This is a genomic window from Amycolatopsis sp. NPDC049159, from assembly GCF_040648295.1.
In the GTDB taxonomy this organism is placed as follows: domain Bacteria; phylum Actinomycetota; class Actinomycetes; order Mycobacteriales; family Pseudonocardiaceae; genus Amycolatopsis; species Amycolatopsis pretoriensis_A.
Window position 1 is genome coordinate 610,865 of sequence record NZ_JBEZDL010000001.1, and the last position, 19,819, is coordinate 630,683.

General features: G+C 72.9%; 14 protein-coding genes. 8 read left to right on the forward strand and 6 right to left on the reverse strand.

The window, feature by feature from the left end:
- Nucleotides 1-72: 72 nt before the first annotated feature.
- Nucleotides 73-1,536 (forward strand): MFS transporter, encoded by a 1,464-nt coding sequence (locus AB0B33_RS02920; protein ID WP_360766031.1) that lies wholly within the window; start codon nt 73-75, stop codon nt 1,534-1,536.
- A gap of 51 nt (nt 1,537-1,587) precedes the next feature.
- On the opposite strand, the gene AB0B33_RS02925 is transcribed toward AB0B33_RS02920, so the two are convergent.
- Both AB0B33_RS02925 and AB0B33_RS02930 read right to left on the reverse strand, forming a co-directional pair.
- A complete protein-coding gene (locus AB0B33_RS02925) occupies nt 1,588-2,952 on the reverse strand; it encodes an MFS transporter (RefSeq protein ID WP_360766033.1) in 1,365 nt (454 codons plus the stop codon).
- Nucleotides 2,949-3,407 (reverse strand): carboxymuconolactone decarboxylase family protein, encoded by a 459-nt coding sequence (locus AB0B33_RS02930; RefSeq protein ID WP_360766036.1) that lies wholly within the window; start codon nt 3,405-3,407, stop codon nt 2,949-2,951. Before AB0B33_RS02930 ends, AB0B33_RS02925 begins: the two co-directional genes overlap by 4 nt.
- Before the next feature lie 47 nt (nt 3,408-3,454).
- Here AB0B33_RS02930 and AB0B33_RS02935 point away from each other — a divergent pair, with 47 nt between their 5' ends.
- Complete coding sequence (locus AB0B33_RS02935; RefSeq protein WP_360766039.1) at nt 3,455-4,852, forward strand: PLP-dependent aminotransferase family protein; 1,398 nt, start codon at nt 3,455-3,457, stop codon at nt 4,850-4,852.
- Nucleotides 4,853-4,856: 4 nt separating this feature from the next.
- Here AB0B33_RS02935 and AB0B33_RS02940 read toward each other — a convergent pair whose 3' ends face one another.
- Nucleotides 4,857-5,657 (reverse strand): hypothetical protein, encoded by an 801-nt coding sequence (locus tag AB0B33_RS02940; RefSeq protein WP_360766222.1) that lies wholly within the window; start codon nt 5,655-5,657, stop codon nt 4,857-4,859.
- 260 nt (nt 5,658-5,917) lie between these two features.
- Between AB0B33_RS02940 and AB0B33_RS02945 the strand changes: the two genes are divergently transcribed.
- Together AB0B33_RS02945 and AB0B33_RS02950 are read left to right on the forward strand one after the other, a co-directional pair.
- Entirely contained in the window at nt 5,918-7,498 is a 1,581-nt protein-coding gene (locus tag AB0B33_RS02945; RefSeq protein WP_360766042.1) for a substrate-binding domain-containing protein, read from the forward strand.
- Complete coding sequence (locus tag AB0B33_RS02950) at nt 7,495-9,252, forward strand: hypothetical protein (protein WP_360766044.1); 1,758 nt, start codon at nt 7,495-7,497, stop codon at nt 9,250-9,252. Before AB0B33_RS02945 ends, AB0B33_RS02950 begins: the two co-directional genes overlap by 4 nt.
- On the opposite strand, the gene AB0B33_RS02955 is transcribed toward AB0B33_RS02950, so the two are convergent.
- A complete protein-coding gene (locus tag AB0B33_RS02955) occupies nt 9,246-9,920 on the reverse strand; it encodes a class I SAM-dependent methyltransferase (RefSeq protein WP_360766047.1) in 675 nt (224 codons plus the stop codon). The genes AB0B33_RS02950 and AB0B33_RS02955 overlap by 7 nt on opposite strands.
- Nucleotides 9,921-10,013: 93 nt before the next feature.
- Here AB0B33_RS02955 and AB0B33_RS02960 point away from each other — a divergent pair, with 93 nt between their 5' ends.
- On the forward strand, nt 10,014-14,009 hold the full coding sequence (locus AB0B33_RS02960) for an alpha-(1->3)-arabinofuranosyltransferase (RefSeq protein ID WP_360766049.1): 3,996 nt from the start codon (nt 10,014-10,016) through the stop codon (nt 14,007-14,009).
- A 287-nt stretch (nt 14,010-14,296) separates the two neighbouring features.
- Here the strand turns inward: AB0B33_RS02960 and AB0B33_RS02965 are convergent, their stop codons facing one another.
- Nucleotides 14,297-15,499, reverse strand: a complete 1,203-nt coding sequence (locus AB0B33_RS02965; protein WP_360766052.1) for a polysaccharide biosynthesis protein — start codon at nt 15,497-15,499, stop codon at nt 14,297-14,299.
- A gap of 70 nt (nt 15,500-15,569) precedes the next feature.
- Between AB0B33_RS02965 and AB0B33_RS02970 the strand changes: the two genes are divergently transcribed.
- Genes AB0B33_RS02970 through AB0B33_RS02980 form a run of 3 tightly spaced genes read left to right on the forward strand, consistent with a single transcriptional unit; the run spans nt 15,570 to nt 18,495 of the window.
- Entirely contained in the window at nt 15,570-17,252 is a 1,683-nt protein-coding gene (locus AB0B33_RS02970) for a hypothetical protein (protein WP_360766054.1), read from the forward strand.
- Between the two features lie 3 nt (nt 17,253-17,255).
- A complete protein-coding gene (locus AB0B33_RS02975; protein ID WP_247019567.1) occupies nt 17,256-17,438 on the forward strand; it encodes a hypothetical protein in 183 nt (60 codons plus the stop codon).
- 4 nt (nt 17,439-17,442) lie between these two features.
- Nucleotides 17,443-18,495, forward strand: a complete 1,053-nt coding sequence (locus AB0B33_RS02980) for a hypothetical protein (RefSeq protein WP_360766057.1) — start codon at nt 17,443-17,445, stop codon at nt 18,493-18,495.
- A 52-nt stretch (nt 18,496-18,547) separates the two neighbouring features.
- On the opposite strand, the gene AB0B33_RS02985 is transcribed toward AB0B33_RS02980, so the two are convergent.
- A complete protein-coding gene (locus AB0B33_RS02985; RefSeq protein WP_360766224.1) occupies nt 18,548-19,687 on the reverse strand; it encodes a glycosyltransferase family 4 protein in 1,140 nt (379 codons plus the stop codon).
- Nucleotides 19,688-19,819: the final 132 nt, after the last annotated feature.

The following is a 19,819-nucleotide window of genomic DNA, read 5'->3' on the forward strand; positions in this document are numbered from 1 at the left end:
CATGCACGGACATCAGATGCAAACTCATTAAATGCTTAGACATTAGATGCGTGTGCATGTACTGTCGCCGGCATGAGCTCTTCCGTGTCCTTGTCCACCACCTCCACTCGGTGGGACGCACGTCTCTGGGGTGTCCTGCTCACCGTTTCGATCGTCATCGGCCTCGACGCGCTCGACGTGTCGATGGTCGGGGTCGCGCTGCCCGCCATCCAGGCCGACCTCGGCCTGTCCACCAACGCGCTGCAATGGGTCGTCAGCGGCTACGTCCTGGGCTACGGCGGTCTGCTGCTGCTCGGCGGCCGCACCGCCGACCTGCTCGGCCGCCGCCGCGTGTTCCTCGTCGCCGTCGCGGTGTTCGCGCTGGCCTCACTGCTCGGCGGGCTCGTCGACGACGGCGCGCTGCTCATCGCCAGCCGGTTCATCAAGGGCCTGGCCGCTGCGTTCACGGCGCCGGCCGCGCTGTCCATCATCACCACGACGTTCCAGGAGGGCCCGGCCCGCAACAAGGCGATCAGCATCTTCGCCGTGTTCGGCGCGAGCGGGTACTCCGCCGGCCTGGTGTTCTCCGGCCTGCTGACCGAGGTCGGCTGGCGCTGGACGTTCCTGCTCCCCGCGCCGATCGCGCTGGTCGCGTTCGCCGCCGCGTGGAAGCTGATCCCGTCCTACCTGCGTGAAGAAGGCCGCGGGTACGACTTCCCGGGTGCCATCACCGGTGCCGCCGGTTCGCTGCTGCTGGTGTTCGGCGTCGTCGAAGCGCCGGCGATCGGCTGGGCCGCACCCCGCACGCTCATCACGTTCCTCGTCGCGCTCGCCCTGCTGGTGACGTTCGTGGTCATCGAGAAGCGCAGCCCGCACCCGCTGCTGCGCCTCGGCATCCTGCGCGCGGGCCCGCTGGCCCGCGCCAACCTCGGCGGCGCGCTGTTCTTCGGCGCGTACATCGGGTTCCAGTTCGTCGTGATGCTCTACCTGCAGCGGGTGCTCGGCTGGTCCGCCCTGCAGACGGCGCTGGGCTTCCTGCCCGCCGCCCTGATCGTGGCGTTCGGCTCGCCGCGCATCGAGCCGCTGATCGACCGCGTGGGCACCCCGCGCACGATCTTCGCGGGCGTCGTCGCCCACGTCCTCGGCTACGCGCTGTTCCTGCGGGTCGACGAGCACTCGGGTTACGCGGGCTTCGTCCTGCCCAGCATGATCCTGCTCGGCATCGGCTTCACGCTGGCGTTCTCGTCGCTCAACATCCAGGGCACGAACGGCGTCGCCGACCACGAGCAGGGCCTGGCCGGCGGTCTGCTGAACACGTCCCTGCAGGTGGGTGGCGCGATCGGCCTGGCGGTGGTGACGGCGGTCCTGACCGCCAACGGCGGCGGCGAAGCCTCCCCGGCCGCGCTGCTGACCGGGCTGACCCCGGCGTTGAGCGTGGTCACCGGCATCGCGGTGCTCGGCTTGCTGGTCGCGCTCAGCGGCCTGGTGGCCCGCAAGCGGCCGGCGCCCGAACCGGAGCCGGTCCCCGAGGGCGATCTGCTGGCCCTCGCCGACTGATCCGGGAACGCGGAAGAACCACCATCGCCGGGGGATGGTGGTTCTTCCGCGTCACGCGGGGACGGCCGCGGCCTTCCGGGAGCCGCTGAAGCGCAGTGCCGCCACCGCCGTGAGCGCGATTCCCGCCGCGGCCAGCAGGACCGCCGTGCGGAGACCGTCCACTTCGGACGTACCCGTGTTGGCCACCGCGACGAACACCGCGAGCCCCACCGTGCCGCCGACCTGCTGGGCCGTCGACGCCACCCCGGCCGCGATCCCCTGCTCCGCCGGGGAAACCCCCGCCGCCGCGGCGCCGAACATCAGCGTGTACCCCGCGCCCTGCCCGAGCCCCAGCACGATCAGCGCGGGCACCACTTCCAGGTAGGACGCGTCCACCGTCATCGACAGCGCCAGCGCGACCGCCCCGCCGCCGCCGACGAGCAGCGAAACCACCAGCGTCGGGCGGGTGCCGTAGCGGGTCGCCAGCCGGCCCGCGGCCTGCGAACCAGCCGCGATCGCGACCATCGGCACGCCGAACGCGAGCCCGGTCGCCAGCGCGCCGTAGCCGTGCACGCCCTGGAAGTAGCCGGTCAAGAAGTACAGCAGCGTGCCGAACGTGCCCATGTAGAGGAACGTCACGACGGCCCCGGTGCCGAGGTTCCGTTCCTTGAGCAGCCGCAAGGGGAGCAGCGGGTCGCGGCCGCGGCGCTCGATCACGGCGAACGCGGCCAGCGAAGCCAGCCCGGCGACGGCCGGGACCAGCACTGACGTCCAGCCCAGCTCCGGGCCTTCCACCAGGGCGAACACGACCAGCGTGGTGCCGAGCGTCGCGGTCAGCGCGCCGGCGAGGTCGAACCGGCGGCCGGGCTCCCGGGCGGGATCCTTGGCCAGCAACGGGAAAGCGAGCGCGGCGGCGGCCGCGGCCAGCGGGACGTTCACGAAGAACACCGCCGCCCAGCCGAAAGCCTGGGTCAGCACCCCGCCCAGCAGCGAACCGAGGATCATCCCGCTGCCCCCCGCCGTACCCCAGACGGCGAACGCGCGGTTGCGCTCGCGGCCCGCCGCGAAACTGGTGCTGACCAGCGTCAGCGTTGCCGGGAAGAGCAGCGCGCCGCCCAGGCCCTGGCCGGCCCGGGCCGCGACGAGCAGGCCGGGGTCCCCGGCCAGCCCGCCGGCCAGCGACGAAACCGCGTACAGCGTGCAGCCGAGCGCGAACACCCGGCGCGGCCCAAACAGGTCGCACGCCCGGCCGCCGAGCAGCAGCGCCCCGCCGAACGCGACGGCGTAGGCGCTCACCACCCACTGCAGGCTCTGCGCGGTGAACCCGAGCTCGCGCCCGATGTCCGGCAGCGCCACGTACACGATGTTGTAGTCGAGGGAAATGATGAGCTGCGCGAACGCCAGCAGCGCCAGCACCGCGCCCGGGCGGCGGGTCACCGGGCCACCCGCTCGTCCGTGCCGGGCACCTTCGCCGTGGTGATGGCGATGCGGTTCCACGTGTTGATGGTGAAGATCAGCGCGAGCAGCTGGGCCAGTTCCTCCTCGCCGAACCGGCCGGCGGCGCGGGCGTAGACGTCGTCGGGGACGCCGCCGTCCGAAATCAGCGTGACGGCTTCGGTCAGGGCCAGCGCGGCCTGCTCCTTCTCGCTGAAGAAGTTCGTGGCCTCGTGCCACACGGCGACCATGTGCAGCCGCTCTTCGCTCTCGCCGGCCTTGCGGGCGTCGGAGGTGTGCATGTGCAGGCAGTAGGCGCAGCGGTTGAGCTGCGACGCGCGGATCTGGACCAGCTCGACCAGCGCGGGGTCGAGCCCGGCGCGGGCGGCGGCGTCGAAGCCGATCAGGGCCTTGAAGGCCTTCGGGGCGGTCTTGGCGAAGTTCACTCGGTTCGTCATGACCAGAAATCTAGGGCCTGGGTGACCCCCGTGTAGGGTGCATTTCCGTGTCGGATTCGTGGGTCAATTCGGGGGAGCGGCTCGGCGCCGACCTCCACCTGGAGCTGTCCGGCGGCGGCAAGCGGGCCGCGCTCATCACCGCGCTGCGGGACGCCGTCCGCGCCGGCCGGCTGGTCCCGGGCACCCGGCTGCCGCCGTACCGGTCACTGGCCGCGGACCTGGGGCTGGCCCGCAACACCGTCGCCGACGCCTACGCCGAACTGGTCGCCGAGGGCTGGCTCACCGCCGTCCAGGGCTCCGGCACCCGCGTCGCCGAGCGCGCCGAACCCCTCGAACCGGTGCGCCTGCCGCGGAAAGCCCCGGCGGCGCCGGAACCGCGGTACAACCTCCGGCAGGGCCAGCCCGACGCGACGTCGTTCCCGCGCACCGAATGGCTCGCCGCGGCCAGGCGCGCGGTGAACGCGGCCCCGCACGACGCTTTCGGCCCCGGTGACCCGCGCGGCCGCCGAGAACTGCGGGAAGCGCTGGCCCAGTACCTGGCGCGGGCGCGCGGGGTGCGGACGTCCCCGGACCGGATCGTGGTGTGCTCGGGCTTCGCGCACGCGCTGCGGCTGCTGTTCCCGGCGGTGCTGCCCGGCCCGCTCGCCGTCGAGGCCTACGGGCTGGCGTTCCACCGCTCGATCTTCGCCGCGGCTCCGGTGCCGACGGTCCCCCTGGACCTGGACGAGCACGGCGCGCGCGTCGAGGGCCTCGACGTCCCGTCGGTGCTGCTGACCCCGGCCCACCAGTTCCCGACCGGCGGCCCGCTGCACCACGACCGCCGCACCGCGGTGCTCGGCCACGTCCGCGCGCACGGCGGTGTCCTGCTCGAAGACGACTACGACGGCGAGTTCCGCTACGACCGCAAGCCGGTCGGCGCGGTCCAGGGCCTGGACCCGGAGCACGTCGTCTACGGGGGATCGGTCAGCAAGAGCCTGTCCCCGGCGCTGCGGCTGGGCTGGCTGGTGCTGCCGGAGCGCCTGGTCGGCGCGGTGCTCGCGGCGAAGGGCGAGCGCGAGGCGTGGGCGGGCGTGCTGGACCAGCTGACGCTGGCGGAGTTCCTGGACTCGGGTGCCTACGACCGGCACATCCGCCGCATGCGCCAGCGCTACCGCCGCCGGCGCGACCTGCTCGTGACGGCGCTGGCCGAGCGGGCGCCGCACGTGACGCCGACCGGTATCGCGGCCGGCCTGCACGCGGTGCTGCGGTTGCCACCGGGAACGGAGGCGTCCGCCGTGAAAGCGGCGGCGTGGCAAGGCCTCGCGCTGGACGGCCTGGCCGCGTTCCGCCACCCGGCGAGCACGATGTCCACAATGGACGGCTTGGTGGTCGGCTACGCGACCCCGCCGGAACACGCTTACCCGGCAGCGCTCGACGCGTTGTGCCGAGCGCTGCCTCCCGCGTGAAGCGCTACCCGACGATGTCGATCTCGAAGGGGTCCGCCGAGCTGTAGTTGATGTCCGCCCACACCGCGCCCGGTAGCTCGTACCGGCGGTGGGACGTCAGCTTGTTGTTGTACCCCGGGGTTTGGGTGGGGTTGTGGCCGACGCCCTGGTGGTCGTTGCCCCACGCGAAGATGTCACCGATCCACATCGGCTTCGAGAAGCCGTCGCCGCCGAGGCGGGGGCGGATGACGACCGCCGCGCCGGGGCTGCCGGACAGGAAGACGCGCACGGCGTGCTGCTCGGCGTTCGGCGGGTTGACGGTGATGCGCTCCATGATCTCCACTCCAGTCGAGGCGGGTGCGGTGCCGTCCACTCCGGGCCAGAAGTCGACGACCGACGAAACGTCGTAGCCCGGGGCGACGTTGCCGGCGTACTGCTTGGCGACCGCGCCGTCGGGGATCGCGGGATCCCCGTCGTAGTGCGCGATCCAGTAGTGCGGCTCGGCGACGCCGGCGGACGAGAACGCCGTGCGCAGCGTCGGCCAGGTCGACAGGCTGCAGTAGACGGTCGGGTCCGCGCCCGCCTCGCGGCGCATCCGGACCCAGCCCGGTGCTTCGCCGGGCGTGGCGTCACCGGGTTCGACGTCCAGCACCTGGCCGGCGTTGGTCGACGCCCGCTTGACGATCGTGACCTTCACGGCCCGGGGAAAGCGCGCCCAGTCGCGGTCGGACCAGGGTTCGAGTTTGATCTTGTCGATGTAGCCCGCCACCATCGGTGCGTCGGCGGGGATGTTCGCGGCCGTGACCGCGTCGTACATCGTGCGCACGGGTTGCGTCTCCGTTCGGTGCTTCATCGCCGTTTCGGGGACGGCGAAATCGTCTCCGCGATTCGCCATGGTGATGTTACCCAAGTGGGACGGGCGTCAAGCGGTAAACGTTACGCAGTTCTTGTCAATCACCAAAATGGCCGCACCGCGCAATTCCTTCACCACGGCTTCACGCGGCGATGGTCACGGTCCGCTGCCGGTACTGGCTTCCCGCTCACCCGGCTGGCAAGCTGCCAGCACTTCACCACGGAAGGACGTGCATGGCGGCACACCCGGCGCGGGCCCGGCGCATCGACGCGCGGGTCGTCGTCCTGAGCGCGCTGCTCGTGGTCGCCCTGCTCGCCTGGGCCGGCGTCGACTACCTCAAGGACCGGCTGGCCGGCGGCGGGTGCGACACCACCACGCCGGTGCGCGTCACGGCCGCACCGGACATCGCGCCGGTGCTCACCGCGCTCGCCGGGACCGTGCCGCAGCAGGACTGCTACGCCGTCGAAGTCACGTCGAGCGCGTCGCCGGCCACCGCGGCCGCCCTCGAAGCCAACGGCGCGACCGGCCCGGACGTCTGGGTGCCGGAGTCGGGCACGTGGCTGCTGCAGGCCCGCGACGGCGGCGCGTGGAACCTGCCCGAGACCGGGCAGTCCGTGGCGAGTTCACCCGTGGTGCTGGCGCTGAGCGACGACGTCGCGAAGCAGGCGGGCTGGCCGGCGAAGTCACCGTCCTGGTCGGACGTCCTCGCGGGAAACCCGGTCGGGCTGCCCGACCCGGGCCGCGACCCCGCGGCGATCGCCGCGCTGATCGGGGTGCAACAGCTCATGAAGGACGCGCCCGACCCGGCCGCGGCGTTCACCGAGAAGATCCGCGAGCTGTCGGCCGTGAAGGAGCCGTACACCGCGTCACCGGCGTCGGAACAGTCCGTGCTGGCCCGCAAGCTCGTCGCCGCGTACCCGGCGGCCGGCGTGCCGGGCTTCGACTACCCGTACGTCGTACTGCCGCGCGCTTCCGAAGCCTCGCGGTCGGCGGCCGAACGCTTCCTGCGGCTCCTGCTCGACCAGACCGCCACGAAGGCGTTCGCCGACGGCGGGTTCCGGACGCCGTCCGGCCAGCTGCTCGGCGACCGCCCGCGCGACACGCGGACGAACGCGGCGCCGCGCCCGGCCGGGCCACCGCCGCCGGAATCGATGTACGCCGTGCTCCAGGCGTGGGCCGGGGCGAACCTCAGCGCCCGCGTCCAGGTGCTGCTCGACGTGTCCGGCTCGATGGCCGCCACCGTCCCGGGCACCGGCCGCAGCCGGATGGCGCTGACCCTCGAAGCCGCGACGCAGGGGCTCGGGTTGTTCAAGCCGACCACCGAAATCGGCCTGTGGCTGTTCTCCACCAAGCTCGACGGCGACAAGGACTTCAAGGAACTGCTGCCGATGCGGACGATCTCGCAGCAGCTCGGCTCGGGCGGGGTGGCGACGCTGCAGGCGGTCAAGCCGAAACCCGGCGGCGCGACCGGCCTGTACGACTCGATCCTCGCCGCCTACCAGAACGCCCGCCAGAACTGGCAGCTCGGCCGGATCAACGTCGTCGTCGTGCTCACCGACGGCCGCAACGAGGACAGCGACTCGATCGGCCTGCCCGGCCTGCTCGCCGAGCTGAACCGGCTGCAGGACCCGCGGAAACCGCTGCCCGTCATCGGGATCGGCATCGGCCCGGACATCGACGCGAGCGAGCTGCGGCAGGTCTCCGCCGCGACCGGCGGCGAGTCCTTCACCACGCCGGACCCGCGCAAGATCTCCGACGTCTTCTACCAAGCGCTGAGCAAGCTCATGTGCCAGCCACCGGCCTGCAAGAAGTGAGGACCCCCGTGTTGCTGGAGACGGAAACCCCCGCGCCACGGGCGATCCGAAGACCGTCCGCACTCGTCGTGGCCGCGTTCGTGGCGGGACTCGTGCCGCTGCTGCTGCACGCGTGGGCGGCGCTGCACGGGAGTTTCGCCCAAGACGACTTCGTCGTGACCTGGCAGGCGGCCGCCGCCGGGCCGTTCGACCCCGGCTTCCTTTTCCAGGACTACCACGGGCACCTGCAGCCCGGCGGGTTCTTCCTCGCCGCCGTGCTGACCTGGTGGGCGCCGCTGGACTTCCCGTTGTTCGCGCTGCCGTTGCTGCTGATGAAGGCGCTTGCGACGGGCTACTTCTGGTGCCTGCTCGTGCGCTGCTTCGGCCGGCGGTGGGCGATCCTGGTGCCGTTCACCGTGTTCACGGCGTCGACGCTGCTGCTGGTCCCGACGCTCTGGTGGTCGTTCGGCATCCAGGTGGTGCCGGTGGTGCTGGCCACCGCCGCGGCGCTGCACGCGCACGTGAAGTACCTGGCCGACGGCGGCCGGTGGTGGCTCGCGACGTTCGCCTGGACGCTGTTCGGCCTCGCTTTCTACGAGAAGGCCGCGGTGATCCCGGTGCTGCTGGCCGCGGTGACCGTCCTGCTCGGACGGTCCTTTCGCGACCACGTCCGCTACTGGCTCGGCCAGGCCGCGGTGCTGGTGGCGTTCGTGGTGGTCTTCTTCGCGCTGACCTCGAGCCAGGTCGGCACCGGCGCGTCGCCGCTGTCGGCGGGCACGGTCGCCGACCTGACCGGCCGGATGCTGGGCGACACGCTGCTGCCGGGACTGGCCGGCGGGCCGTGGACCGGCGCCGGGCCGGGCGCGACCTGGGCGCCGACGCCGTTCGCCGTCGTGGTCCTGCTCCTGGTGGCCGCGCTGGTCGTGGTGATCGCCGGTGGCCGCCGCGGCGGACGGCGGGCGTGGGGTGCCTGGGTGCTGCTCGCCGCGGTGTTCGCCGTGGACGTCGCCCTGCTCGCGCTGACCCGGCTGCGCGAAGTCGGCCCGTCCGCGGGCGACGATCCCCGCTACGTCGCCGATCTGGCGCTCGTGGCCGCCCTTTGTGGAGCGTTCGCTTTTCTGGCACCGGCGGAAGTTGCGCCGTCCGGCGGAAAGCGTGAGCGGCTGATCGCGCTAGGGCTGTGCGTGCTTTTGCTCGCCAGTTCCGCTTTCGGGTTCTCGAGGCTGGCCCCGGCGTTGCGGTTCGAGCACTCGGGGCAGTACGTCGGGAACGTGCGCGCGGCCGTCGGCGAGGACCCGGATCTGGTCTTCTACGACACGTTCGTGCCGTCGGACGTGGTGCACGAGTGGTTCGGCGCGGACTCCCGCGCGTCCCGGGTGGTCGGCCTGCTGCCGGGCACGCGCTTCGACCAGCCCACGAGCCGGATGCACCTGCTCGACGCCACCGGGATCCCGCACAAGATCACCGGCGTCGACCCGGTTTCCCGCGGGGTCCCCGGCCCGGTGCCGAACTGCGGCTACGCGATCGGCGAGACCCCGGTGCGCGTCGGCCTGGACAAACCCGTGCTGGGACGGCACCTGCTCAAGCTCGATTACTACACTTCGGACGGTGGCGAGGGTCTGGTGGACCGCACACCGGTCTGGTTCCAGGCCGGGCTGCACTCGCTGTACCTACCGGTGGACGGCCTCTTCGACAGCGTCGCCGTGCGCCTCTCGAGCCCGGGCGCGCCGGTCTGCGTCGCCAAGGCCGAGGTGGGCACGCCGGTGATTCAGTAAGGGTCGTACGGGCTGTCGTGGCCGAGCAGGCGCGCGACCGGCCGCAGCCGCAGGCGCAGCAGCACCTTGAGCACGACGTTGCGCAGGAACCACGGCAGCTGCGCCGCCACCCGCAGCCGATCGCGGGTGGACGGTGGCGCGAGCTTGAAGCGCGCCAGCGACGTCGCCCGGTCCACATAGGTGTACCGGCGTCCGAAGAGGACCTTCGCGATCGTGCCGAGCGTGACGCCGATCGAAGAAAAGCAGTCGTGGACCAGGATCTCCGCACCCGGTGGCAGGTGTGCCGACCACCGCAGGTCGTCGGTGTAGGTCCAGTAGTCGTGCTTGCCGTCGATGTAAAGCAGCTGTATCGGCCGGTCCCAGTGCGGACGCAGTTCCGTGCTGTAACCGGCGACCAGTTCGACGACGTCGTCCAGCCCGGCCCGGCGGACGTTGCGCTCGAACAGTTGCCGCGTCGGGGACCCGCCGAAGAGCCGGCCGTCCACGAAGGGGTCGACCGCGATCACCGTGGCGCCCACCGTGCGGGCCGCCGCGCCGAGGACGATCGTGGACCGGCCCTGGTGGCTGCCGATTTCCAGGACGACGTCGCCCTTTTCCAGCCGGCACGCGGCGTCCCACAGCGCTTCGCCCTGCGCGCGCGTCATCCAGCCCTTGACCGGCTCGGCCAAGGCCCAGGCATCTTCGAACGAGATGGCGCACCTGCCTGAATTCGGGAGGATCGTCGGCACATGGTAGCCAGGTTTCCGCCTAGTATCTACCGGATGGTAACCGGCACCCGCGAACGAACCCGGGACGACGCCCCACCTTCCGGGCGCGTCCGGAAGGGCGCGTTCTTCCGGCGGCCGGGCACCTGGATCGTGCTGGCGCTGACCACGTTGTCGTTCCTGCAGATGCCGGGCAAGACGACGTTCGACACCAAGCTCGACCTCGCCGTCGACCCGCTCGCCTTCCTCGGCCGCGCGCTGCACCTGTGGAACCCGCAGGCCACGGCGGGGGAGCTGCAGAACCAGGCCTACGGCTACCTCTTCCCGATGGGCCCCTTCTTCGCGCTGTGCCAGGCGGTGGGCGTGCCCGCGTGGATCGCGCAACGGCTGTGGGGCGCGATCCTGCTGTCGGCCGCGTTCGGCGGGGCGCTGCTGCTGGCGCGCGCGATGAAGATCGGCACCGAGCGCACGCGGCTGATCGGCGCGCTCGGGTACGCGCTCGCCCCGCGCATGCTGACCGAAATCGGCGGTCTGTCCGCGGAAATGCTGCCCGCCGTGCTCCTGCCGTGGGTGCTGGTCCCGCTGGTGCGGGCCGGGACGACCGGGTCCCCGCGGCGCGCGGCGGGGCTGTCCGCGCTGGCCGTGCTGTGCATGGGCGGCGTCAACGGCGCGATGGTCGTGATGGCGCTCGTCCTGCCGGGGCTGTGGCTGCTCACGCGCCAGTGGACGCGCGAGCACGTCCGGCTCGTCCTGTGGTGGTTCGCCTTCGTCGTGGGCGCGACGCTGTGGTGGATCCTGCCGCTGCTGCTGCTCGGCGAATACAGCCTGCCGTTCCTGGACTACATCGAGTCCGCGACGAACACCACCGCGCCGATGTCGCTGTTCGAGGTGCTGCGCGGGACCAACCAGTGGGTCGCCTACGTCGTGCAGGGCACGCCGTGGTGGCCGGGCGGCTGGTCGCTGATCGACAACCCGGTGCTGATGCTGGCCACCGGCCTCGTCGCCGGCGTCGGCCTGTTCGGGCTGACCCGCCGCGGCCTGCCGGAGCGGCGGTTCCTCGTCCTCGGCGTGCTCACCGGGCTGACCCTGCTGACCATCGGCTACGTCGGCACGCTCGACAGCCCGGTCGCCGAGCAGGTCCGGCACCTGCTCGACGGGCCGCTCGCCCCGCTGCGCAACGTCCACAAGTTCGAACCGGTGCTGCGGCTGCCGCTGATGCTCGCGTTCGTGCACGGCATCGCGAGCCCGGCCCGGGTGAAGCCCGCGCGCCGGTTCCTGCGGCCCGCGCTGGGCCTGCTGCTGGTGCTGGTGATGGCCGCGCCCGCGTGGCTGCTGAACCTGCGGTCCGGCCCGGGCTGGGACGAGGTGCCCGGCTACTGGTACGACGCCACGGGGTACGTCGCCAAGGCCGACCCGAACGCCCGCACGCTGCTGCTGCCGGCCACCGGGTTCGGCGAGTACGACTGGGGCCGCACGGTCGACGAGCCCGCGCAGGCGATCGCGAAGAGCCCGTGGGCGGTGCGCAACCAGGTGCCGCTGGGGTCCGAGGGCAACACGCGGCTGATGGACTCCGTGGACGCGGCGCTCGCCGACGGCCGCGGCGATCCCGGCCTGGCCGCGCTGCTCGCCCGGTCCGGGTACCGGTTCCTGCTGCTGCGCAACGACATCGAGCGCGAGCGGACGAACGCCCCGCCGATCGCGACCCTGCGCGCCGGGCTGGCCGGCTCGCCCGGCATCGCCAAGGCGGCGGAGTTCGGCCCGCTGGAGGTCTACGAGGTGCGGCGGCCGGTGCCGCTCGCCACCGCGACGTCCACAAAGGACGTCCCGACGGTGAGCGGTGGCCCGGAAAACCTGCTGCCGCTGATCGACTCGGGCCAGCTCGACCCCTCGACGCCGACCGTGCTCACCGGCGACGGCGGCTCGCCCGGCGGCCCGCGGCTGGTGACCGACGGCCTGCGCCGCGCCGAGCGGAACGTCGGTGGCGTCCGCGACAACCTCAGCCAGACGCTGACCGCGGGCGAGGCCTACCGCCAGCAGCGCGCGGCGGGTGACGTGCTGCCGTTCCCCGGGCCGGAGCACCAGACCGTGGCCGCCTACCGGGGGATCCGCGCGGTGACGGCGTCCACGGCGGCGTCCTTCGCGGACGCGTTCGGCGGCTCCGACCCGGGCCACCAGCCGTTCGCCGCGATCGACGGCGACCCGCGCACGGCGTGGCACTCGTCGTCGTTCACCGGGCCGATCGGCCAGTGGCTCGAGGTCGAGCTGGACACCCCGCGGCTGGTCAATGCGGTCGACCTGCAGCTGGTGGACGACATCCGGGTGGGCTGGCCGCCGACCCGGATCCGGATCACGACCGACAACGGCTCGGTCGACCAGCCGGTGATCCGCGGTGCGGGCACGCACAACTACGGCGTGGCGGGCGGGGTCACCCGCAAGGTGCGGATCACGCTGCTGTCGCTGGTGGTCGGGCGGCAGGACGGGAACGTCGGCATCGCGGAGCTGAAGATCCCCGGCACCGAGCCGCAGCGCGCCCTGGAGGTGCCCGCGGACCTGCCGGTCGGCCCGGCGCCCGGCTTCGCGTTCACGCGCGGGGCCTCGCCGCGGTACGCGTGCCTGTCCGCGGGCGACGCCGTGCGGTGCGACGCTTCGACCGCGCGCGACGGCGAGGAACCCGACGGGATCCGGCGCCTGTTCAGCACCCCGGCCGAAGAGACGTACCTGGTCGGCGGCTCGGTGCTGCCCGCGGGCGGCGGGCGCAACCCGGTGCGGCTGCCGGGGGTGACGGTCGCGTCGACGTCCCAGCTGGCCGGCGACCCGGCCGCGGCGGGCTTCGCGGCGGTGGACGGCGACGCGGGCACGACGTGGCGCCCCGACGTGACGGATCTACGCCCGACGCTGACCCTCGGCTGGACGTCGCCGAAGCGGATTTCCGGGCTGCACATCGGGGTTTCGCCGTCGAGCGGGGCGCGGGTGCCTCGCCAGGTGGAACTGGTCGGCCGGTCGGGCGCGCGGACGGTCGAGCTCGACGCGGGCGGGTCGGCGTCGTTCGAGCCGCTGGACACCGACCAGCTGCAGGTCGTGCTGCCGGGCGACGACGACGATCCGACGGCCCGCGCGGTGGTCGGCATCGGCAGCCTGGAGCTGTCCGGCACGGCCGGTCTGCTGCCCGGCCCGGACCCGGCGTTCACGGTGCCGTGCGGGTCGGGGCCGAACATCCACCTCGACGGCCTCGACTACCGGACGTCGGTGCAGGGGACGCTGGCGGACATCACCGCCCACCGCGCCTTGGAACTGCGGATGTGCCGGGACTCCGAAGGCGGCATCGCGCTGCCGGAGGGCGGGCACGAGCTGCGGACGGACCCGGCGGAGTCGTTCGTCGTCCAGGACCTGTGGCTGCGTCCGGCGAAGGCGTCGTCCGCGCCGCCGGGGCACCGGACGGTGCAGGTGGGGACGTGGGACGCGACCGCCCGCACGGTGACGGTCGGCCCGGGCGAGGAGGCGGTGCTGGCCATCCCGGAGAACGCGAACGCGGGCTGGGTGGCCACAGTGGACGGTCGCGAGCTGGCCCGCACCCGGGTGGACGGCTGGCAGCAGGCCTGGCTCGTCCCGGCCGGCGCGGGCGGGGAGGTTTCGCTGACGTTCACGCCGGATTCGTCGTACCGGACGGGCTTGCTGGCCGGCGCGGTCGCGGTGCTGCTGGTGCTGATCGGCACGGCGTGGCCGGCCCGGCGCCGGTCGTTCACGGTGGCCCCGGGTGGCGCCGTCGTGCCGGTGGTGCTGATCGGGCTGCTGGTGGCGCTGGGCGGGATGCTGCCGGTGGTGCTGCTGATCGCGTGCCTGCTGGCCCGCCAGTTCTCCGAGCGGGCACCTCGCTACCTGGCGTTCGGCGGCATGGCCGTGGCGGCGGTCGTGTCGGTGACGGGCCGGGTGCTGGGCCACGGCCAGGAGTGGGCGTACGGCCCGGTCACCCAGGCAGCGCTGTTGCTGGCGGCGGCAGCGATGGTGGCGACCTGCGTGGACTGGTTCACCCGCAAGGACGTCGTGAGTGGTTAGGGCGGTTCTGACCGCCTTAACCACTCACTGCGAGGCCGCTCACCGCGGTCGCGACCTGGGTCGCGGGTCCGCGCGTGAGTCTGTCGGGTGCGGGATGTCAGGAAAGAGTCGTTCATGTCGCTGGGCGTCAGGAAAGAGTCGTTGATGACGTTCGGCGGGCTCGCAGTCGCAGGACCGATCTGGCTACCGTGAGGCGGTCCGCGCTGCAGGCTGCTGCGGTCGCGACCTGGGTTGCGGACCGTGTGACGCGTGGGTACGTCGGACGCCGGACGTCAGGAAAGAGTCGTTCAGGACATCCGGCGTGCCCGCAGCTCCAGCACCGCGCCGGCCACCGCGAGGCCGCCCGCGCAGCAGGCCGCCGCCGTCACCACCTGGGCCGCGGATCCGTGCAGCCAGAACAAGATCAGCGCGGCCTCCGCGCCCACCGCCGTCCACATCAGCACCGTCACGCGCCGGTCGCCGTCCGCCAGCCGGGCGTACAACAGGATCTGCACCAAAGCCAGCATCGAGCCCGCCAGGGCGAACGGCCACACCGGCATCGTGCTCCCGGCGTAGCGGGAACCGCCGATCAGACCCAGCAACGCCGGCCCGACCACCACGGAAACCAGCAGCACCACGGCATCCAGGCAGGCGCACACCGCCAGCGCCACCGGCAGCACCCGCCGCCGTCCCGACGACACCGCGAAGCGGGGCAGCACCAGCACGCCCACCGCCTGCGGCAGCCAGTACGCGATCTTCGTGACGATCGCCCCCAGCGCGTACTCGCCCGCCGCGCCGGCCGGGAGCGTGTGGCGGGCCAGCACCAGGTCCAGGTTCACCAGCAGCACCAGCGCCAGCATCGCTTGCGCCGTGTGGAGCACTTCGCCGCCGTGGCGGTCCGCCCACCGGGGACGCGGACGCCCGCAGATCTGCCAGCCCGCCGCCACGACCACCAGCGACCCGATCGCGGTGCCGGCCAGCGCGCCCGTCGTCGACCTCGTCAGGAGCAGCCCGAAGAACGAGCCGCCGACCTTGCCCAGGCCCTCCAGCGCGATCAGCCCGGCCAGCGTCGCGAACCGGTGTGCGCCCTGCAGGAGGCCGTGGAACAACCCCAGCAGCGTCAACGGCCCGAGCGCGGCGGTCAGCAGCAGCGCCGGCGTCAGGGAACCCAGGTGCAGCAGGAGCACCAGCAACGGGCTGAGCGTCAACGCCGCCGTCGCCACGATCCCGCTCGTCACCAGGCCGAGCGCGAACAACGGCCCCCGGGCCGGCGACGACGACCGCGCCACGCGCAACGCGACGACCGTCTGCAGCCCCATCGCCGGGACGACGCCGATCACCAGCACCGCCAGCAGCGAGCTCAGCTCCCCGAACGCGCCGGGCGCGAGGATCCGCGCGGCCGCCAGGCTGAGCACGTAACTCGCCGCGTTGTTGCCCGCGAGCGCGAGCGAGACGAGGATCGCCGCGACCCGGTTGCCGGTCCGGGCCGGGGCTTCGGTGGCTACGCTCAACGGCGGGCTCCCATTACCGGCGAGTAATGAGCAGCGACCATAACCGCGCGCGCACCGGAAAGGAAGGGCCGTGGACGCACCGGGCAGGCGCCTCGCGCTCCCCGCGCTGTCCGCCGTGCTCGCGTTCGCCGTCTGCACGCCCTTGCTGCGCCGCGGGTTCACCCTCGGCTACGACATGGTGTTCGCGCCGAAGCAGTACTTCGTGCCGGACGCCTTCGGAATCGGCAGCACGCTGCCGCGGTCGGTGCCCGCCGACGCCGCCGTCGCGCTGGCGACCACCGTGCTGCCCGGGGACATCGTCCAGAAAGCCGTCCTGCTCCTGGCCATCTTCGCCGCCGCGCTCGGCGCCGGCCGGCTCGTCCCGGCCGAACGCCTGAGCACCCGGCTCGTCGCCGCGACGACGTACGCCTGGACGCCGTACGTCGCCGAACGGCTGTTCATCGGGCACTGGCCGCTGCTGCTGACCTACGCGTGCCTGCCCTGGATCGCCGCCGCCGGGCTCGCCGCGCGCCAGCACGCGCCGAATTCCCTGCCGAGGCTGGTGCTCGCGAGCGCGGCGGCGGTGCTGACCCCGCCCGGTGGCGTGCTCGCGGCCGCTGTCATGGTCGTGGCCGCCGGTTCCCGGCGGCTCTGGCAGACGCTCCCGATCGCGATCGCGCTGAACCTCCCGTGGCTGGTGCCCACGTTCCTCAACGCCGGAAGTACGTACTCCGACCCGGCCGGAGTGGCGGCGTTCAGCGCCCGCGCCGAAAGCTGGGGCCCCGCGCTGCTCGGCGTGCTCGGGCTGGGCGGCATCTGGAACGCCGAAACGGTGCCCGGCAGCCGGGCCATGCCGCTGGTCCCGGTGCTGACGCTCGTCGTCGCCGCGATCGCCGTGGCCGGGCTCCGGACGCTGGCGAAGCGGTGGGGGAAGGCGCCGGCCTGGTCGCTGTCCCTGCTCGGCGCCGCGGGGGTGCTGCTGGCGTCGCTGGCCACGTTGCCGGGCGGCACCGCATTGCTCACCGCCGCGACGCGGTACGTGCCCGGCGCCGGGCTCCTGCGTGACGCCCAGAAGTGGGTGGCCTGGTGGGCGTTGCCGCTCGCGCTGGGCTTCGCGCTCGCCGTCGAAGCCGCCGCGGCCAAGCTGAAGACCGAGCGCGGCCGCATCGCCTTGGCGGCGGCGGCGATCGCCCTTCCGCTGGTGACCATGCCGGACCTGGCGTGGGGTGGCTGGGGACGGCTCGGCACCGCGCAGTACCCGGCCGACTGGCGGGCAGTGTCCGAAGTGCTCGGTGACCGCCCCGGGGACGTGCTCGCCCTGCCGCTTTCGACGTTCCGCGGGTTCGCCTGGAACGACGACCGCACGCAGCTCGACCCGGCGCCGCGCGCGCTGCCGGAACCCGTGCTGGTGGACGACACGCTGCAAGTGGGGGACGAGCGGATCGCCGGCGAGGACCCGCGGATCGGCGATGTGCGCGCCGCGACGTCCGCGCGGGAGCTCACCGACGCGGGGATCGGCTGGATCCTCGTCGAACACGGGACACCCGGCGACGTCGACCCGCGGTTGCTCGCCGGCGCGACACCGGTGTGGTCGGGTGAATGGCTGACGCTCTACCGGACCCCGGGTGTGCCGGTGGTGAAAGCGATCTCGTGGACGCCCGCCTTGGTGGCGAACGGAGTAGCGCTGGGATTGCTGTGCGTCGCACTGTTGTGCCGCATGTTACCGATGCGTACATTGGGCCGCGGCAGGATTTCCCCGCCGCGGAAGGAGTGACACGTGGGCACGGTCATCGGCGCGGTCGTCGCCGTCATCATCGGCGGCGGGGTGGCGACCGGCGCGGGGTTCGCCCTCGTCAAGGGCGCGGACCCGGACACCTCCACGCAGGTGCAGGACAAGCTCAACGCGCAGGTCAAGTACAACCCGGCCGACCACCCCGGCAAGATCTACGGGAACCGCTGACGCGGTGACCCGGCTCGCCTCCGACCACGCGCACCGCGTCGTCGGGCTCTACGGCGACCCCACCGTTTCCTGGAGCATCCTCCTCGAAGCGGAACTCGGCACGACCGCACCGGAACCGGAAAAGCTCCGCGCGCGCCTCGCCGCCGCGATCCAGCAGTACCCGCACCTCGGTGCCGTGCCCGGAATCGAGCGGGCGGACGACTTGGCCGCCGTGCGCGACCGGTTCGCTTCGGCGCCCTACGAACGCACCGCGCCGCTCATCCGCGTCGCCGTCCGGGCGGACGCACCCACCTTGCTCGTCGCCGCGCACCACGGCGCCCTCGACGGCCTCGGCCTCCTCGCGCTGCTCGGCATCCTCCTCGACGTCCCGGTTTCCTCGGCGGCGACCGGCATCGGCGAACGTGGCGGCGGCAAACCCTTCCTCGTTTCGGCCTTCCAGCGGCTCGCTGAGGCGCTTTTCGCGCCACCGGGCCGGATCGTGCCGGATCGGACCGAGCCGTCCTCAGGGGACGTCTTCGCGGCCCTTCACGAACCCCGGCTGCGGCTCGGCGCGCCCGGGTTCGTCACGGCCGCCGCCCGCGCCACCGAACGCTGGAACCGCGCGCACGGCGCCCGGACCGCCCGGGTCGTGGCCGCACTCGGTGCGTCACGGCGTTCGGGCGCCGCCCCGGAACCGGTGCACGACAGCGCGTTCTTCCGCCTGCGGCTGGGCGGCGCCGACGTCGCCGGGCTGCTGCGGGCGCAGCCACCCGAGCCGGACTTCCCGGCGCGCAGCAGCCGGCTCGCCCGGCTGGGCACGCGGTTGCTGGCGGGGCGGCTGGGTTCGACGTTCCTGGTGTCGAACCTCGGCTTGGTGTCCACTGGGGACACCGTGCGCTCACTCGCGTTCTACCCGGCGGCGAGCGGCCGGTCCGGGGTGGCGTTCGGCGCCGCGACCACCGGCGGCACCACGACCGTGACGGTCCGCGCGCGCCGTCGCGACTTCGACGCGCCGGCGGCGGCCCGTCTCCTGGCCGGGTTCGCCGACGCGGTGCGGGACCAGGGCTCGCCGCAATGACATGAACGACCCTTTCACGTCGCCAGACGACATGAAAGAGTCGTTCATGGCGTCACGGGCGCGGTTCGGCCAGTTCGGGCATCCCGGCCAGCACGCGCGGCCGGGGTGCGGGCCGGCCGGAGACTTCCTTCACCAGTGAAGCGAATTCGGCCGCACTGCGGTCCCAGCTGAACATCCCGGCCCGCTCGACCCCGGCCAGGCCCATCTCGGCGCGGCGCAGGCCGTCCGCGAGCAGGCCGTCGACCTGCGCCGTGAAGTGCTCGAAGTCGTCGGCCAGCAAGCCCGTGCGGCCCTCCACAATGGATTCGGCGACGCCGCCCGCCGCGCGGTAGGCGACCGAGGGCACGCCGTGCGCCGCGGCCTCCATGATGACGATGCCCCAGCCCTCCTTCACCGACGGGCACAGGTGCAGCCACGACCGCGCGAGGATCTCGTGCTTGGCGTGCTCGTCGACCCAGCCGTGCAGCACCACGCGGTCGGTGACCCCGCGGGCAGCCGCGTGCGCGCGCAGCACCTCGTCCCACGGGCCCTGGCCGACGACCTCCAGCCGCAGGGACGGCCAGCGCCCGGCGAGCCGCGCGACGACGTCGATGGCGTGCTCGATCCGCTTGTGCGGCACCAGTCTGCTCACCGCGACCAGGGTCGGCTCGGGATCCCGCTCCGACACGCACGCCGGCGGCGCGTCCAGCCCGTTCGGCACCACGGCGACGCGGCCGGGCTCGACGCCGAGGCCGCCCAGCTCGGTCTTGGTGACCTCGGAAACCGTGACGTACCGGCACTTGCGGAACAGCCACGGCGCCAGCCGCGACTCGATCCACCAGCCCGCCCGGCCCAGCGCCTCGCCGAGCGCGCTGATCCACTGTTCCTTGTGGACGTGGTGCACGAGCACCAGCACGGGACAGCCGGCGACCAGCCGGGCGAAGAACGGCATGCCGTTCTGCACGTCCACGACGAGATCGGCGCGGGCGCGGCGGATCGCGCGCACCGCGTGCGCGTACACGCCGAACTTCCCGCCGCGGCGCCGGTAGCGGACGCCGTCGCGCCATTCGCCCGCGGTCGCGCCCGGGTAGGCCGCGCACTGGATTTCGACCCGGTACCCCGCTTTCGCGAGCCCTTCGGCCATCCGCTCGACGTACCGCTCCGACCCGCCGCCCTCGGGGTGGCCGGTGTCGCGCCAGTTGACGAGGAGCACACGAGGACGTTCCATCGGGTTATCCCAACTGTAGCGACGGTGCTAGGTTACTGGTGCGTACACAGTAGATGAACGTATTCGGGAAAGCGACGGTTCAATGGTAGGTAATCCGGTGCTCTCCGCGACGGCACA

What these genes read in the sequence shown, in the direction of transcription:
- AB0B33_RS02920 (WP_360766031.1), top strand. Translation starts at nt 73, where the DNA reads ATGAGCTCTTCCGTGTCCTTGTCCACCACCTCCACTCGGTGGGACGCA.
- AB0B33_RS02930 (WP_360766036.1), bottom strand. Translation starts at nt 3,407, where the DNA reads ATGACGAACCGAGTGAACTTCGCCAAGACCGCCCCGAAGGCCTTCAAG.
- AB0B33_RS02945 (WP_360766042.1), top strand. Translation starts at nt 5,918, where the DNA reads ATGGCGGCACACCCGGCGCGGGCCCGGCGCATCGACGCGCGGGTCGTC.
- AB0B33_RS02960 (WP_360766049.1), top strand. Translation starts at nt 10,014, where the DNA reads ATGGTAACCGGCACCCGCGAACGAACCCGGGACGACGCCCCACCTTCC.